This window comes from Streptomyces sp. NPDC002076, assembly GCF_053593835.1.
In genome coordinates, this window is record NZ_JBSFDI010000003.1 from 272,222 (window position 1) to 286,342 (window position 14,121).

A 14,121-nucleotide genomic window follows, 5' to 3' on the forward strand; every position below is an offset into this window, starting at 1 on the left:
TCCTCACATCCGGAAGACGCCGAACTGGGGGTCTCCCAGAGGCGCGTTGGCACAGGCCGTCAGGGCGAGGCCCAGCACCTGACGGGTCTCCAGCGGGTCGATCACGCCGTCGTCCCAGAGGCGGGCGGTGGCGTAGTAGGCGTTGCCCTGGCGCTCGTACTGCGCGCGGATCGGCGCCTTGAAGGCCTCCTCGTCCTCGGCGGGCCAGGCCTCTCCCCGGGCCTCCAGCTGGTCGCGCTTGACCGTGGCGAGGACGCTGGCGGCCTGCTCGCCGCCCATCACGGAGATCTTGGCGTTGGGCCACATCCACAGGAAGCGGGGGGAGTAGGCCCGGCCGCACATCGAGTAGTTGCCCGCGCCGTACGACCCGCCGACCACCACCGTCAGCTTGGGCACGCGCGTGCACGCCACCGCCGTCACCATCTTGGCGCCGTGCTTGGCGATGCCGCCCGCCTCGTAGTCCCTGCCGACCATGAACCCGGAGATGTTCTGCAGGAACACCAGCGGGATCCCGCGCTGGTCGCACAACTCGATGAAGTGCGCGCCCTTCTGGGCGGACTCGGAGAAGAGGATGCCGTTGTTGGCGACGATCCCGACCGGGTGGCCATGGATCCGCGCGAAACCGGTGACGAGGGTCTGCCCGAACTCGCTCTTGAACTCGGCGAAACGGGAGCCGTCGACCACGCGCGCGATGATCTCGCGTACGTCGTAGGGGGTACGGGAGTCGACCGGGACGGCGCCGTACAGCCCGTACGGGTCCACCTTGGGCTCTGCCGCCGGCCGGACCTCCCAGGGCAGGGTCTGCGGGGCCGGGAGCGTGGCGACGATGTTCCGCACGATCCTGAGGGCGTGCGCGTCGTCCTCGGCCAGGTGGTCGGTGACCCCGGAGATCCGGGAGTGCACCTCGCCGCCGCCCAGCTCCTCCGCCGTGACGACCTCGCCGGTGGCGGCCTTCACCAGGGGCGGCCCGCCGAGGAAGATCGTCCCCTGATTGCGGACGATCACGGCCTCGTCGCTCATGGCCGGGACGTAGGCGCCACCGGCCGTGCAGGAGCCGAGCACGGCCGCGATCTGCGGGATCCCGGCGCCGGACATCCGGGCCTGGTTGTAGAAGATCCGCCCGAAGTGGTCCCGGTCCGGGAACACCTCGTCCTGCATCGGCAGGAAGGCACCGCCCGAGTCCACGAGGTAGACGCAGGGCAGGCGGTTGTCGAGGGCGATCTCCTGAGCGCGCAGGTGCTTCTTCACGGTCATCGGGTAGTACGTCCCACCCTTCACCGTGGCGTCATTGGCGACGATCACACACTCGCGCCCGCTGACCCGCCCGATCCCGGCGATCACCCCTGCGGCCGGGGCCTGCCCGTCGTACATCCCGTCGGCCGCGAGGGGCGCCAGCTCCAGGAACGGCGACCCCGGGTCGAGCAGCGTGTCCACCCTGTCCCTCGGCAGCAGCTTGCCCCGCGCGGTGTGCCGGGCGCGTGCCTTCTCGCCGCCGCCGAGGGCCGCCGCGGCGAGTTTGCCGCGCAGCTCCTCGACGAGCGCGAGATGAGCCTGTTCATTGGCCCTCCAGGCCTCCGACGCGGGATCTGCCGCGGTCGTCAGCTCCGGTGCCTCGTGCATCCTGCGGTCCCCTCACCCGGTGATCGAACCTGTGATCCGCTGTTAATGAGCGTTAACCATTTCCTTCAGGTTAACGACCGCTAACCTCGCTGTCTAGAATTGCCTGCATGGTCACCAGAACCGACGCCCCGACCCGCCGCCAGCAGATCCTCAAGGAGGCCGCCCGGCTCTTCGCCGAGCGCGGTTTCCACGGCGTCGGCGTCGACGAGATAGGCGCCGCGGTGGGCATCAGCGGCCCCGGCCTGTACCGGCACTTCCCGGGCAAGGACGCGATGCTCGCCGAGCTGCTGGTCGGCATCAGCGGCCAGCTGCTGACGGGCGCCAAGCGCCGCCTGGCGGAGGCCGACGGGGACAGCCTGCCCTCGGCCGTCCTGGACTCCCTCATCGAGGGCCACATCGACTTCGCCCTGGACGACCGTCCCCTCATCACCCTGCACGACCGCGAGCTGGACCGCCTCCGCGACAGCGACCGCAAGCTGGTGCGCCAGCTCCAGCGGCAGTACGTCGAGCTGTGGGTGGAGGTGGTCCGCGAGGTCTACCCGGGGCTGTCCGAGCCGTCGGCCCGCTCGGCCGTCCACTCGGTCTTCGGCCTGCTGAACTCCACCCCGCACCTGGGCCGCGCGGGCACGCTCCCTGGCCGGGGGGCCACGGCGGCCCTGCTGCACCGGATGGCGCGAGGGGCGTTCGCGGCGGCGGGGGAGCAGTGAGCCGGGCGGGGGAGCGGCGCGGTGAGCGCGGTGGGGCGGGACCGTTGATCGCGTGACGCCCGGCGCCGGGCCGGCGCCTGATCCGCCGACCGGCTTCCCGGCCTGGGCCCGCGTCCGCCGACGCTCGAGGACGCCGAGGCCCACTCCGGGTGCCTGGAGCGCGACCGGGATCATCTGGGCCGGTTCGGTGACGACGAGGGGGAGCGGCGGGTCATGCGCGCGGCGGCGGGCCACGTGCGCGTGCGTGCGCGAGCACCCTGGCCCAGGATCCGGGCCGCGACGCTGCGCCACGGGCTACTGGCTCGACGGCTGTGAGCCCTGTCGCCCTGCCCCCGAGAGTGACCTGCGTCTCTGGACGCGTCGTCGTACTCGCCGGTATCTTCGAGTCTGAGCAAGCGCTTAGACAGGTACCTGGAGGTGGGCGGCGTGCGCCGTACGGTGTTCAACGAGGATCACGAGGCGTTCCGGGAGACCCTGCGCGCCTTCATCGAGGCCGAGGTCGTGCCGGTCTACGACGAGTGGTTCGCCGCCGGCCAGGCGCCGCGGGACTTCTACTACAAGCTCGGTGAGCTGGGCATCTTCGGCATCAACGTGCCCGAGGAGTTCGGCGGCGCGGGCATGGACAGCCACAAGTTCGAGGCCGTCCTGTACGAGGAGACCGCGCGCGCGGGCGTCCAGTTCGGCGGTTCCGGTGTGCACGTGCTGCTCGCCCTGCCGTACATCAAGATGCTCGCCACCGACGAGCAGAAGAAGCGCTACCTGCCGAAGTTCGTCACCGGCGAGGAGATGTGGGCCATCGCGATGACGGAGCCGGGCACCGGCTCCGACCTCGCGGGCATGAAGTCCACCGCCAAGCTCTCCGAGGACGGCACGCACTACATCCTCAACGGTGCCAAGACCTTCATCACCGGCGGCGTCCACGCCGACCGCGTGATCGTGTGCGCCCGCACCTCCGCGCCCACCGCCGAGGACCGCCGCCACGGCATCTCCCTGTTCGCCGTGGACACCAAGTCCGAGGGCTACTCCGTCGGCCGCAAGCTCGACAAGCTGGGCCTGAAGACCTCCGACACCGCCGAGTTGGCCTTCGTCGACGTCAAGGTGCCGGTCGAGGACCTCCTCGGCGAGGAGAACAAGGGCTTCTACTACCTCGGCCACAACCTCGCCTCCGAGCGCTGGGGCATCGCCTTCGGCGCCTACGCGCAGGCCAAGGCCGCCGTCCGGTTCGCCAAGCAGTACGTCCAGGAGCGCACCGTCTTCGGCAAGCCGGTCGCCCACTTCCAGAACACCAAGTTCGAGCTGGCCGCCTGCCAGGCCGAGGTGGACGCCGCCGAGGCCGTGGCCGACCGCGCGACGGAGGCCCTGGACGCCGGCGAGCTGACGCCCGCCGAGGCCGCCTCCGCCAAGCTGTTCTGCACCGAGGTCGCCCACCGTGTGATCGACCGCTGCCTGCAACTGCACGGCGGCTACGGCTACATGAACGAGTACCCGATCGCCCGCCTGTACGCGGACAACCGCGTCAACCGCATCTACGGCGGCACCAGCGAGATCATGAAGACGATCATCGCGAAGGACATGGGCCTGTAAGACGGACCTGTCATCGCCGCAATCACTGGCCTGTACAACTAGATGCCATGAGCCAGGCACTCCAGGATCTCCTCGATCTGCTCGACCTTGAGCAGATCGAGGAGAACATATTCCGCGGCCAGTCCCGCTCCGCCGTCGTACCCCGCGTCTTCGGCGGGCAGGTCGCGGCGCAGGCGCTGGTCGCCGCGGGGCGTACGGTCCCCGCGGACCGCCCCGCCCACTCGCTCCACGCCTACTTCCTGCGCCCGGGCGACCCCGGCGCGCCGATCGTCTACACCGTGGACCGCATCCGCGACGGCCGGTCCTTCACCACCCGTCGCGTGGTCGCCGTCCAGCACGGGAAGCCGATCTTCCACCTGTCCGCGTCCTTCCAGGTGTACGAGGAGGGCCTGGAGCACCAGGCCCCCATGCCCGCCGCGCCCGACCCGGCGACCCTGCCCACCTCGCAGGAGCGGCTGCGCGGCTACGACCACCTCGCCCCCGAGGTCGTCGAGAAGTTCATCGAGGCCCGCGAGGCGATCGACCTCAGGTACGTGGAGGAGCCGCCGTACGGGCAGTTCGGCGCGCCGCGCGAGCCCCACTCGCAGGTGTGGTTCCGCACCAACGGCAAGCTGGACTCTGCTTTTGACGAACCGTTGCTGCATGTCGTCCTCGCCACCTACGTCTCCGACATGACCCTCCTGGACTCCGTGCTGCTCGCGCACGGCAGGGGCGGCTGGGCGGTCGGGGACGTCGTGGGCGCCTCCCTGGACCACGCCATGTGGTTCCACCGCCCCTTCCGCGCCGACGACTGGCTGCTCTACGACCAGGAGTCGCCCTCCGCGCACGGCGGCCGCGGCCTCGGCCAGGCGCGTATCTACACACAGGACGGACAGCTCGCCATCACCGTCATTCAGGAGGGTGTGGTCCGCGTCCCGCGTGACTGAAGTTGCCTCGAGGTGCCGAGTGACGGGTGCGGTACTAATCTCTATGAGTGACAGCCGCAGCACGTGGCGTAACCGGCCGACGGCTTCCGGAATCCCGGAGAGGCAGATGTCGGCGGCGACGGCCACACAGTGAATCCGCTGCGGTGACACCTGAAGAGCGCGCCGTGCCTTCACCGATCAGTGAGCACGGCGCCGGCCATCCACACCGCGTCTTCCCCACGGAGGCACGGGAGATGATGGAGACAGAAGGGTAACTTCCCATGCGAGCACAGCGCGTGAAGCGGTATGTCGTCATGTCCACTGCAGGCTTCCTGCTGGCGGGCGGAGCCGCGATCGGCACGGCGGGCACCGCCTCGGCGGCCCCTGCACAGCACAGCCTCAATGTCCACAGCCGGGTCGTCGACTGCGGTTGCGGCGGTTGGCACCACCGCCACCACCGCCACGGCCGTGGCGGCTGGGGCTGGGGCGGCGGTTGGGGCCGGGGTAACTGGGGCTGGGGTAACTGGGGTGGCGGCAACTGGGGCTGGGGTAACTGGGGCGGCGGCAACTGGGGTGGCGGCAACTGGGGTGGGGGCGGCTGGGGGTGGGGCGGCGGCGGGCGGTAACTGACCCGCGGCGCCCATCGCGCCCACACTGTGCGGCTCCGCTCGCGGGGCCGCACAGTGCCGTGCCGGGAGCGCGGGCGGTCAGGAAAGTCCCGCCTCCGCCAGCAGATACGCCGTCAGCGGGTCGTAGTAGCGGGGGCTGACGACATGGTCGTCCAGCGGTACGACGACCTGGAGGGTGCCCTCGGACTCGGCGAGGAACAGCGCCGGGTCGTTGCAGTCCGCGTATCCCATCGAGTCCAGGCCGTGCTGCCCCGCGTACCCGGCCCACCCGTGGTCGGCGACGACCAGGTCCGGCAGCGGGCGTCCCTCGCGCTCAAGTCCGGTCAGAATGGCCCGCATCGGCTCCCCGGAGTGGGTGTGCCACAGCGTCGCCCCGTGCTCCAGCACCGCCACGTCCGCGAACTGCATGACGTACCCCTCGTCCGTCTGCAGCCCGTCCGGGATGACCACGATCTCGCAGCCGGCGGCGCGCAGCGCGGCGGCCGTGGCCCGGTGCACGTCCAGCAGCCCGCCCGGATGCCCGGTGGCGAACAGCACCCGCTGGCGCCCCTCGGCCGCCTTGCGCAGCCGCGCCGCCATCCGCTCCAGCGCGTCCACGGTCAGCTCGGGGTCGATCGTGTCCTGCCCGTACCGGTACTCGGGATCGTCGTTGACGCCGACCCGCTCGGCCATCACCGCGAGCACGTCCTGCTCGTCCGTCCAGCGGTCGCCCAGCTCCAGGCCGAGCCAGAAGTTACGGACACCGTTGGCGAGCTGACGGTAGTGGGAGAGGTTGTTCTCGCGGGGTGTGGCGACGTCCCCCGCGATACGGGTCCTCACCAGGTGGTCGACGAGCTGGGCGCGGCTGGGTGTCCCGGGTATCGGCATGCCTCCATTGTGCGGCAGCGCTCCTGCCCGTCGCCGCCCCGCACCCGTTGTGATCGTCCCCGACACGATCTGGCCGACTGCCTTGTACTTTCCTTCGCTTGAGCTCGGGGAGCACACATGCGTGCCGCCGCCGTGACACCGGTGATCTGATGCGCTGGGTGGCCGGCCGCCGTGCGCTGCCGGTCGACCTGCTCGGACACGGCATCGGCGACCGCCCGACGGACTTCGACTACTCCCTGGAGTCGCACGCGGCTCCGTGGCGATCGTGCCGGCCGCCCGGCACCCCGAGCCGGTCTCGCGCCTCGTGCTGATCGGCGCCAACCGGAACTCCATGCTTGGCGGGCTTTCGAACAAAGGGAATTGTCAGCCGCGCCGCAGCGCGAACCACAACTCCATGCGGACGTCCGGGTCGTCCAGGTCGGTGTCCAGCAGGGCGGCGCAGCGGGCGATGCGCTGCCGCACGGTGTTGCGGTGCACCTCGAGCGCCACCGCCGTACGGTCCCAGCTGCCGTGCAGTGCCAGCCAGTTGCGCAGGGTCTCGGCGAGCTCGGGCCGGCCGGCGAGCGGGGCGAGCAGCGCCCGGGCGTGCGCCTCGGCGTCCGCCCGCGGCACCAGATCCTCAAGGCCCGGCCGGGCGCCGTGCCGGACCAGCGGAGCGCGGGTGGCCCGGGCCCGCGCGAGCGCACGCCCCGCCTGAGCGTCGGCCGCCGCCCACTCCCGCGGGTCCACGGCCGCGCTCACCCCGATCGTCCACCCGCGCTGCGGCTCCGGCACCCGCCCGCCCGGCACCAGCACCCGTACGACGTCCCGCCCGAGATCGACCAGCGGTGACCCCAGCGCGGCCCCGAGCGCGGACGCGGCGACGGCATCGGGCACCTGGGCCTCCGGCCGGGCGTGCACGACCAGCCACTTTCCCGCGCCGAGCAGCGGGGCCACCTCCTCGGGCGGGGAGCCGAGCAGCAGCCGTACGAGAGCGGAGGAACGCCCGGCACCGGCGCCGCTGTGGTGCTCACCGGTCAGCAGGGACAGCAGTACGGCGGCGACGGAGGCGATGGTGTGATCGCCGGGGTCGCGCCGGGCGGTGGCCACCCCGAGCACGAAGCCCTCCCCGGCGCCGAGGGCGTAGACGGCCAGGTGGGTGTCGCCGACGGTGTCGCTGGCGGAGGTCGCCCTGGGCGCCGTACGCCCCGTGGGCCGCACCACGTCCGACAGCTCCGCGAGCGCTCCCCGCACCCCCTCCGCCGGTTTCCGGCCCGCCGCCGCGATCTCGGTGCCGTCGGGGCCGTACAGCAGCGCGTGCCCGGCCAGGCGCTGGGCCAGCCGGCGCAGTACCGAAGGGACCGGATCGGGGCGAGAGGCCGCCGCGGCGAGGCTCTGCTGGGCCTCCGTGACCCGGCGGAGTTCGGCCAGCCGGGCCTGGGCCATCAGCTGCCACACCGCGCGGGCCACCCCGGAGAAGGTGGTCTGCGGCGGGACCTCCAGCAGGGGCAGGCCGTAGGCATCGCACGCCGCGACCAGCGTGCGCGGGACCGTGTCGTGCACCGGGGCCAGGCCGAAGCCGAGGGCCGCGCCGCCCGCCGCGACGATCCGGGAGACGTAGTCGTCGAAGTAGGTGCCCGAACCGGCCGCCTCTGGGATGTGCACCCCGGCCGTGAGCAGCAGCTCGCCGCCCAGCAGATACGGGTACGGGTCGGCCATCTCCGAGGTGTGCGCCCAGTGGATCACGATGGACGGATCGGACGGGCCCGCGATCTGGCGCAGGGCGAGATCCTCACGGGCCAGCAGGGCGGAGAGCGGTACCGGTGGGGTCGGTGGGACCGCCGGGGTCATCGGGGCAGTCGTTTCCGGCATGGTGTGCGTTCCCTCCATCCGACCCCGTTCATATGGATGGAACGTACACTTCGCAGTCGCTTTCCGGCCACCTAGTGTCAAGGCAGACCGGCAGCCGCGGGTACGGGCGGATGTCCCCGCGATCTGTTGCCGGCTCGTCCCCACCGCATCTGCACGACACGCCACCGGAATGTGCGCGAAGGAGGGCCCCATGGCCGTCGACTACACAGTGATCGTCGTCTATCTCGCCGGCATGCTGGCGATGGGCTGGTGGGGCATGCGCCGCGCCAAATCGAAGAGCGAGTTCCTGGTGGCGGGCCGCCGCCTGGGGCCCGCCATGTACTCCGGCACCATGGCGGCGATCGTCCTCGGCGGCGCCTCCACCATCGGTGGCGTGGGCCTGGGCTACCAGTACGGCCTCTCCGGCGCGTGGATGGTCTTCACCATCGGCCTCGGCCTGCTCGCCCTGTCCGTGTTCTTCTCCGCCCGCATCGCCCGCCTGAAGGTCTACACCGTCTCCGAGATGCTGGACCTGCGCTACGGCGGACGGGCGGGCGTCATCTCCGGCGTGGTCATGTGGGCGTACACCCTCATGCTGGCCGTCACCTCGACCATCGCCTACGCCACGATCTTCGACGTCCTGTTCGACATGAACCGGACCGTCGCGATCATCCTCGGCGGCTCGATCGTCGTCGCCTACTCCACCCTCGGCGGCATGTGGTCCATCACGCTGACCGACATGGTCCAGTTCGTGGTGAAGACCATCGGCGTGCTGCTCCTGCTCCTGCCGATCGCGGTCGTCAAGGCGGGCGGCTTCTCCGAGATGAAGGCCAAGCTGCCGACCTCGTACTTCGACCCGCTGGGCATCGGCGGCCAGACGATCTTCACCTATGTCCTGATCTACACGTTCGGCATGCTGATCGGCCAGGACATCTGGCAGCGCGTGTTCACCGCCCGCAGCGACAGGACCGCCAAGTGGGGCGGCACGGTGGCCGGAACCTACTGTCTGGCCTACGCCCTCGCCGGCGCGGTGATCGGCACGGCCGCCAAGGTGCTCTACCCCAAGCTCGGCAGCCCCGACGACGCCTTCGCCACCATCGTCAAGGACGAACTCCCCGTCGGCGTGCGCGGCCTGGTCCTGGCCGCCGCCCTCGCCGCCGTCATGTCCACCTCCTCCGGCGCCCTGATCGCCTGCGCCACGGTCGCCAACAACGACATCTGGTCGCGGCTCAAGGGCGCCGTACGGCGGGACGGCGAGGAACACGACGAGGTCAAGGGCAACCGCGCCTTCATCCTGATCATGGGTGTGGCGGTGATCGGCACCGCGATCGCGCTGAACAACGTGGTCGAGGCGCTGACCGTCGCCTACAACCTCCTCGTCGGCGGCCTGCTCGTACCGATCCTCGGCGGCCTGCTGTGGAAGCGCGGCACGGTGCAGGGCGCGCTGGCCTCGGTGATCGTCGGCGGTCTCGCGGTCATCGGCCTGATGGCGGGCTACGGCATCCTGGCCAACGAGCCCGTCTACTACGGCCTGCTCGCCTCCCTGGCCGCCTACGTCGTCGTCTCCCTGGCGACGAAGCCCACCGACGAGACGGTTCTCGCCACCTGGCGCGAGCGCCTCGCCGGCCGTACCCCCGAACTCGCGTCCGAACCGGTCCCGGCTCACCAGTAGAGTCATAGGGAAAGCAGTACATGCGTGATGAAGCGCAAGAAAGAAGGCATTTGACCATGAGCAGCAACGAGACGCCCCGCGGCCCCGTCGACTCCTCCCGCATCCCGCGGTACGCCGGCCCCGCGACCTTCGCCCGGCTGCCCCGCCTGGACGAGGTCGGCACCGCCGACGTCGCCGTGGTGGGCGTGCCGTTCGACTCCGGCGTCTCGTACCGGCCGGGCGCCCGCTTCGGCGGCAACGCCATCCGCGAGGCGTCCCGGCTGCTGCGCCCGTACAACCCCGCGCAGGACGCGTCCCCCTTCGCCCTGGCCCAGGTCGCCGACGGCGGCGACATCGCCGTGAACCCGTTCAACATCAACGAGGCCGTCGAGACGATCGAGGCCGCGGCGGACGAGCTGCTCGGCACCGGCGCCCGCCTGATGACCCTGGGCGGCGACCACACCATCGCGCTGCCCCTGCTGCGGTCCGTGGCGAAGAAGCACGGCCCGGTGGCCCTGCTCCACTTCGACGCCCACCTGGACACCTGGGACACCTACTTCGGCGCCGAGTACACCCACGGCACCCCGTTCCGCCGCGCGGTGGAGGAGGGCATCCTCGACACCTCCGCCCTCTCCCACGTCGGCACCCGCGGCCCGCTGTACGGCAAGCAGGACCTCACCGACGACGAGAAGATGGGCTTCGGCATCGTCACGTCCGCCGACATCTACCGCCGGGGCGCCGACGAGGTGGCCGACCAGTTGCGCCAGCGCATCGGCGACCGCCCGCTGTACATCTCCATCGACATCGACTGCCTGGACCCGGCGCACGCGCCCGGCACCGGTACGCCGGAGGCGGGCGGCATGACCTCCCGTGAGCTGCTGGAGATCCTGCGCGGCCTGGCGTCCTGCAACCTGGTCTCGGCGGACGTGGTCGAGGTGGCGCCGGCGTACGACCACGCGGAGATCACGTCGGTCGCGGCCTCGCACACGGCCTACGAACTGACCACCATCATGAGCCGCCAGATCGCGGCGGCCCGCAACGCCTGATTCTCCCTAGGGGACCGAGAGCAGTGACTCACGACCACGACCTGGTACTCCGCCCGACCGATCAGCAGACGGCGGCCGCGCTGAATCCCCCTCCCGGCCGCAACGGCGGAGACCTGGTCGTGGAGACGCTGGCCGGGCTCGGCGCGACGACGGTCTTCGGCCTGCCCGGCCAGCACGCGCTGGGCATGTTCGACGCTCTACGGCGTTCTTCCTTGAGCTATGTCGGCCTGCGGGTGGAGAACAACGCGGGCTTCGCGGCGGACGCGTACGGCCGGATCACGGGCGAGGCGGCACCCCTGCTGCTGTCGACGGGCCCGGGCGCGCTGACGTCGCTGGCCGCGCTTCAGGAGGCGGCGGCGGCCTCGGCTCCCGTGCTGGCGATCAGCAGCCAGATCCCGACGGCGGGCCTGGGCGGCGGCCGCCACGGCTACCTCCACGAACTCCCTGACCAGGCTGCCTCGTTCCGCGGCGTGGTCAAGTCCGTCCACACGGTCCGCACCCAGTCCCAGATCCCGTCCGCGATCGCGGCGGCCTGGAAGTCGGCACTGACGGCACCGCACGGCCCGGTGTGGGTGGAGATCCCGCAGGACGTGCTGCTCGCGCCGACCGCACTGCCGGTGGTGACGGCGCCGGACGCGACGCCTCAGGACCTGGTCCCGCGCCCCGAACTGACGGCGGTGGCAGCCGACTTGCTGTCGCGGGCCGAGCGTCCGGCGATCATCGCGGGCGGTGGGGTCGTACGGTCGGACGCGTCGGGAAAGCTGAGGGCGCTGGCCGAGAAGCTTCAGGCGCCGGTGGTGACGACGTTCGGCGGCAAGGGCGCGTTCCCGTGGGAGCACCCGCTGTCGATGCAGTCCTGGCTGGAGGACCGGCACACGACGGACTTCCTGGAGGACGCGGACGTGCTGCTGGTGGTCGGCTCGGGTCTGGGCGAACTCTCCTCCAACTACCACACGTTCAAGCCGCGCGGCCGAGTGATCCAGATCGAGGCCGACCTCGGCAAGCTGGAGTCCAACCACCCGGCCCTCGGCATCCACGCGGACGCCCGACTGGCCTTGCAGGCCCTGCTGGAGACGGTTCAGGAGCGGGCGGACGAGTCGGCGCCGGTGCGGGTGCGGGAGCTGCTGTGCCGACTCGGTGAGCGGATCGCGTCTCAGGAACTCACCCTGGAGCAGGAGGTGTTGGGCGCAGTCCGCCGGGCCCTGCCCGCGACTGCCCCCTCCTTCTGGGACATGACGATCCTGGCGTACTGGGCGTGGTCGGCCTTCGACCCCCGGGGCACGAACCTCATGCACTCCGCGCAGGGCGCCGGCGGCCTCGGCTACGGCTTCCCGGCGGCACTGGGCGCGGCGGCGGCCGACCCGACGCGCCCGGTCCTTGCGGTCTCGGGCGACGGCGGAGCCCTGTACTCCATCGCCGAGCTGGCGACGGCCAGGCAGTACGACCTCCCCGTCACCTGGCTGATCGTCGACGACGGCGGCTACGGCATCCTCCGCGAGTACATGACGGACACCTTCGGCCAGGCGACGGCGACGGAACTGACCCGCCCGGACTACGTGGCCCTGGCGGAGTCCTTCGGCGTGCCCGGTGTCCGCACGACCCCGGACACCCTGGAGGAGGACCTGGCGAAGGCGCTGGCGGCGCCGGGTCCGTCGGTGGTCGTCCTCCCGGCGGTGCTGCGGATGTTCGCGCCGACGCATCTCACGACCTGACCTGCCCGCGGCGCGCCGAGCTTCCCCGGGCCGACGGTGGTGAAGACGCTCCGGCCCGGAGGAGCAGTGGCTAGTCGGAGTTCTCCCGGACGAGCATCCCCGGCCCGTCCGGGGTGACGACCGGCACCCACGCCTCGTCGGCCTCGGCGAGGCGGGACTCGTCGAGGACGAGCGAGGTGGGGAAGAGGTCGTCCCGGTTGGCGGAACCGTAGACGTGCAAGGCGACGGCTTCCCTGAGCCGCTGGAGCAGACCGGCCGGCCAGTCCCCGCGCCGGGCCCCCTGCCCCTTCAACCCACCGACGAAGATCTCCTTCAGCTCCTGGTCCAGGTCCCGCCCGAACACGGGGATCAGATAACCCTCCTGCGCGTACTGCGCACAGCCGCAGCCACCGCCTTGGACCTGGTAGACGACCCCGGTCCGTGCCGCCACGATGACGAACATCCAGCCCTGCCCGGTGCCTGTGCCGTCCGGGTCGAGGCAGATGTACTTCACCGGTCGGTGAGGTCCGACTTCGTGGTGTGAGTCGCCTTCAGGGTTTCGATGAACGAGGTGAAGGCGGTGGCCGCGAAGTCGAGGCTCGCTCCGGTGGCCGTACTACCTGTCGTATCTGTATGAGAAGTACCGCTGTGAGCCGGTGCTGATCGTCATCACCCAGAGCAGCAGGACCGCCCAGTGGGCCTCGCGTCCGATCCGCTTCGGCTTCACGGGCTGGGACTCGTTGACGGTGCGGCCGCTGGTGCTGGGTCCGGACAACGTGCCGGTGATCGCGGACGAGCGGCAGGCGGAGCAGGATGTCGCCCTTGCGGTGCTCTCGGCCATGACGCACGGGCGTGGACCGCAGGCTCCGGCCATACTGGAATCCCTGGCCGCCGCCCTGCGGACCATCGACCCGGACAATGCCGCGGTCTTCGTGCAGTTCGTCGACTCCTGCCTGGCCGACCCCCAGGCGAAGCAGATGTGGAGGGATCTGATGACGGCGATCCAGTACTTCTGGCGACACCCGCTTGCCGAGCAGGTACGGGAGGAGGGCCGAGAACAGGGCTTGGAGCAAGGCCGGGAGCAAGGCCGGGAGCAAGGCCGGGCTGAGGCCAAGGCGGAGATGATCCTGCACATCCTGGAGTGGCGCGAGCTTCCCGTGCCCGACGCCGTCCGCGAGCGAGTCGAGGCCTGCACGGACCTCGATCAACTGGAGGTCTGGGCCCAGCGAGCCGTACACGCCACGGACGCGACGGAGCTGTTCACCGAGGAGTGAACAGGTAGCCGTTGGGCCGCTCGCTTCTCGGCGAGTGTCGTGCCTGCGCGAGGTGCGTCAAGGGCGCTGCGCGTCGGCTTCGCCGATGGCCCTCCGGGCCACCCTTGACCCACCTCGCTCCAGCACGGGGAAGAAGCGAGCGAGCGGCCCGGAAGGGCAGTGGCCCTGACCGGTACCGGCCCCTGGGGCGGCTGCGTGTGTCCCGTCGGTGAGGGGCGCGTACGTCTCGTGGGCACGCCGGGTGGGTTCGACGGCTTGCGGTGGGTGGGTGGGTGCGGGTGGGCGGGGTGGGGATTGGCAGGTTTGTGCCGGGGGCG

General features: G+C 71.1%; 11 protein-coding genes and 2 pseudogenes. 9 read left to right on the forward strand and 4 right to left on the reverse strand.

Annotation, left to right across the window (positions count from 1 at the left end):
* Window positions 1-3: 3 nt before the first annotated feature.
* Window positions 4-1,620: a carboxyl transferase domain-containing protein gene (locus tag ACWCQS_RS08500; protein WP_451003732.1), complete on the reverse strand. Its 1,617-nt coding sequence runs from the start codon at window positions 1,618-1,620 to the stop codon at window positions 4-6.
* A 107-nt stretch (window positions 1,621-1,727) separates the two neighbouring features.
* On the opposite strand from ACWCQS_RS08500, the gene ACWCQS_RS08505 reads away from it, so the two are divergent.
* From ACWCQS_RS08505 to ACWCQS_RS08520, 4 genes are all read left to right on the forward strand, one after another.
* The gene (locus ACWCQS_RS08505) at window positions 1,728-2,327 is read left to right on the forward strand and encodes an SACE_7040 family transcriptional regulator (protein ID WP_451003733.1); all 600 of its coding nucleotides are present in this window, start codon (window positions 1,728-1,730) and stop codon (window positions 2,325-2,327) included.
* Window positions 2,328-2,753: 426 nt separating this feature from the next.
* Window positions 2,754-3,911, forward strand: a complete 1,158-nt coding sequence (locus tag ACWCQS_RS08510; protein WP_451003734.1) for an acyl-CoA dehydrogenase family protein — start codon at window positions 2,754-2,756, stop codon at window positions 3,909-3,911.
* Window positions 3,912-3,958: 47 nt separating this feature from the next.
* Window positions 3,959-4,837 carry an acyl-CoA thioesterase gene (locus ACWCQS_RS08515; protein WP_451003735.1) on the forward strand — a complete coding sequence of 293 codons (879 nt, stop codon included), beginning with the start codon at window positions 3,959-3,961 and terminating at the stop codon, window positions 4,835-4,837.
* 260 nt (window positions 4,838-5,097) lie between these two features.
* A complete protein-coding gene (locus ACWCQS_RS08520) occupies window positions 5,098-5,442 on the forward strand; it encodes a hypothetical protein (RefSeq protein ID WP_451003736.1) in 345 nt (114 codons plus the stop codon).
* A gap of 81 nt (window positions 5,443-5,523) precedes the next feature.
* Here ACWCQS_RS08520 and ACWCQS_RS08525 read toward each other — a convergent pair whose 3' ends face one another.
* Complete coding sequence (locus ACWCQS_RS08525) at window positions 5,524-6,312, reverse strand: phosphatase (RefSeq protein ID WP_451003737.1); 789 nt, start codon at window positions 6,310-6,312, stop codon at window positions 5,524-5,526.
* A gap of 149 nt (window positions 6,313-6,461) precedes the next feature.
* On the opposite strand from ACWCQS_RS08525, the pseudogene ACWCQS_RS08530 reads away from it, so the two are divergent.
* A pseudogene (locus ACWCQS_RS08530) lies at window positions 6,462-6,634 on the forward strand (alpha/beta fold hydrolase); the annotation flags it as partial.
* Window positions 6,635-6,675: 41 nt separating this feature from the next.
* Here the strand turns inward: ACWCQS_RS08530 and ACWCQS_RS08535 are convergent.
* Window positions 6,676-8,181, reverse strand: coding sequence for a PucR family transcriptional regulator ligand-binding domain-containing protein (locus tag ACWCQS_RS08535; RefSeq protein ID WP_451003738.1), 1,506 nt, complete (start codon window positions 8,179-8,181; stop codon window positions 6,676-6,678).
* 172 nt (window positions 8,182-8,353) lie between these two features.
* Between ACWCQS_RS08535 and ACWCQS_RS08540 the strand changes: the two genes are divergently transcribed.
* From ACWCQS_RS08540 to ACWCQS_RS08550, 3 genes are read left to right on the forward strand one after another with little or no spacing between them, the layout of a single operon-like run.
* Entirely contained in the window at window positions 8,354-9,814 is a 1,461-nt protein-coding gene (locus tag ACWCQS_RS08540; RefSeq protein ID WP_451003739.1) for a sodium:solute symporter, read from the forward strand.
* A gap of 56 nt (window positions 9,815-9,870) precedes the next feature.
* A complete protein-coding gene (gene speB, locus ACWCQS_RS08545) occupies window positions 9,871-10,839 on the forward strand; it encodes an agmatinase (protein WP_055706451.1) in 969 nt (322 codons plus the stop codon).
* A gap of 23 nt (window positions 10,840-10,862) precedes the next feature.
* A complete protein-coding gene (locus ACWCQS_RS08550; protein ID WP_451003740.1) occupies window positions 10,863-12,551 on the forward strand; it encodes a thiamine pyrophosphate-binding protein in 1,689 nt (562 codons plus the stop codon).
* Window positions 12,552-12,621: 70 nt separating this feature from the next.
* Here ACWCQS_RS08550 and ACWCQS_RS08555 read toward each other — a convergent pair whose 3' ends face one another.
* Window positions 12,622-13,044, reverse strand: a complete 423-nt coding sequence (locus ACWCQS_RS08555) for a DUF6210 family protein (protein WP_451003741.1) — start codon at window positions 13,042-13,044, stop codon at window positions 12,622-12,624.
* Window positions 13,045-13,117: 73 nt separating this feature from the next.
* Between ACWCQS_RS08555 and ACWCQS_RS08560 the strand changes: the two are divergent.
* Window positions 13,118-13,804, forward strand: a pseudogene (locus ACWCQS_RS08560) (hypothetical protein); the annotation flags it as partial.
* Window positions 13,805-14,121: the final 317 nt, after the last annotated feature.

What these genes read in the sequence shown, in the direction of transcription:
- ACWCQS_RS08500 (WP_451003732.1), bottom strand. Translation starts at nt 1,620, where the DNA reads ATGCACGAGGCACCGGAGCTGACGACCGCGGCAGATCCCGCGTCGGAG.
- ACWCQS_RS08505 (WP_451003733.1), top strand. Translation starts at nt 1,728, where the DNA reads ATGGTCACCAGAACCGACGCCCCGACCCGCCGCCAGCAGATCCTCAAG.
- ACWCQS_RS08515 (WP_451003735.1), top strand. Translation starts at nt 3,959, where the DNA reads ATGAGCCAGGCACTCCAGGATCTCCTCGATCTGCTCGACCTTGAGCAG.
- ACWCQS_RS08520 (WP_451003736.1), top strand. Translation starts at nt 5,098, where the DNA reads ATGCGAGCACAGCGCGTGAAGCGGTATGTCGTCATGTCCACTGCAGGC.
- ACWCQS_RS08525 (WP_451003737.1), bottom strand. Translation starts at nt 6,312, where the DNA reads ATGCCGATACCCGGGACACCCAGCCGCGCCCAGCTCGTCGACCACCTG.
- ACWCQS_RS08535 (WP_451003738.1), bottom strand. Translation starts at nt 8,181, where the DNA reads ATGGAGGGAACGCACACCATGCCGGAAACGACTGCCCCGATGACCCCG.
- ACWCQS_RS08540 (WP_451003739.1), top strand. Translation starts at nt 8,354, where the DNA reads ATGGCCGTCGACTACACAGTGATCGTCGTCTATCTCGCCGGCATGCTG.
- speB (WP_055706451.1), top strand. Translation starts at nt 9,871, where the DNA reads ATGAGCAGCAACGAGACGCCCCGCGGCCCCGTCGACTCCTCCCGCATC.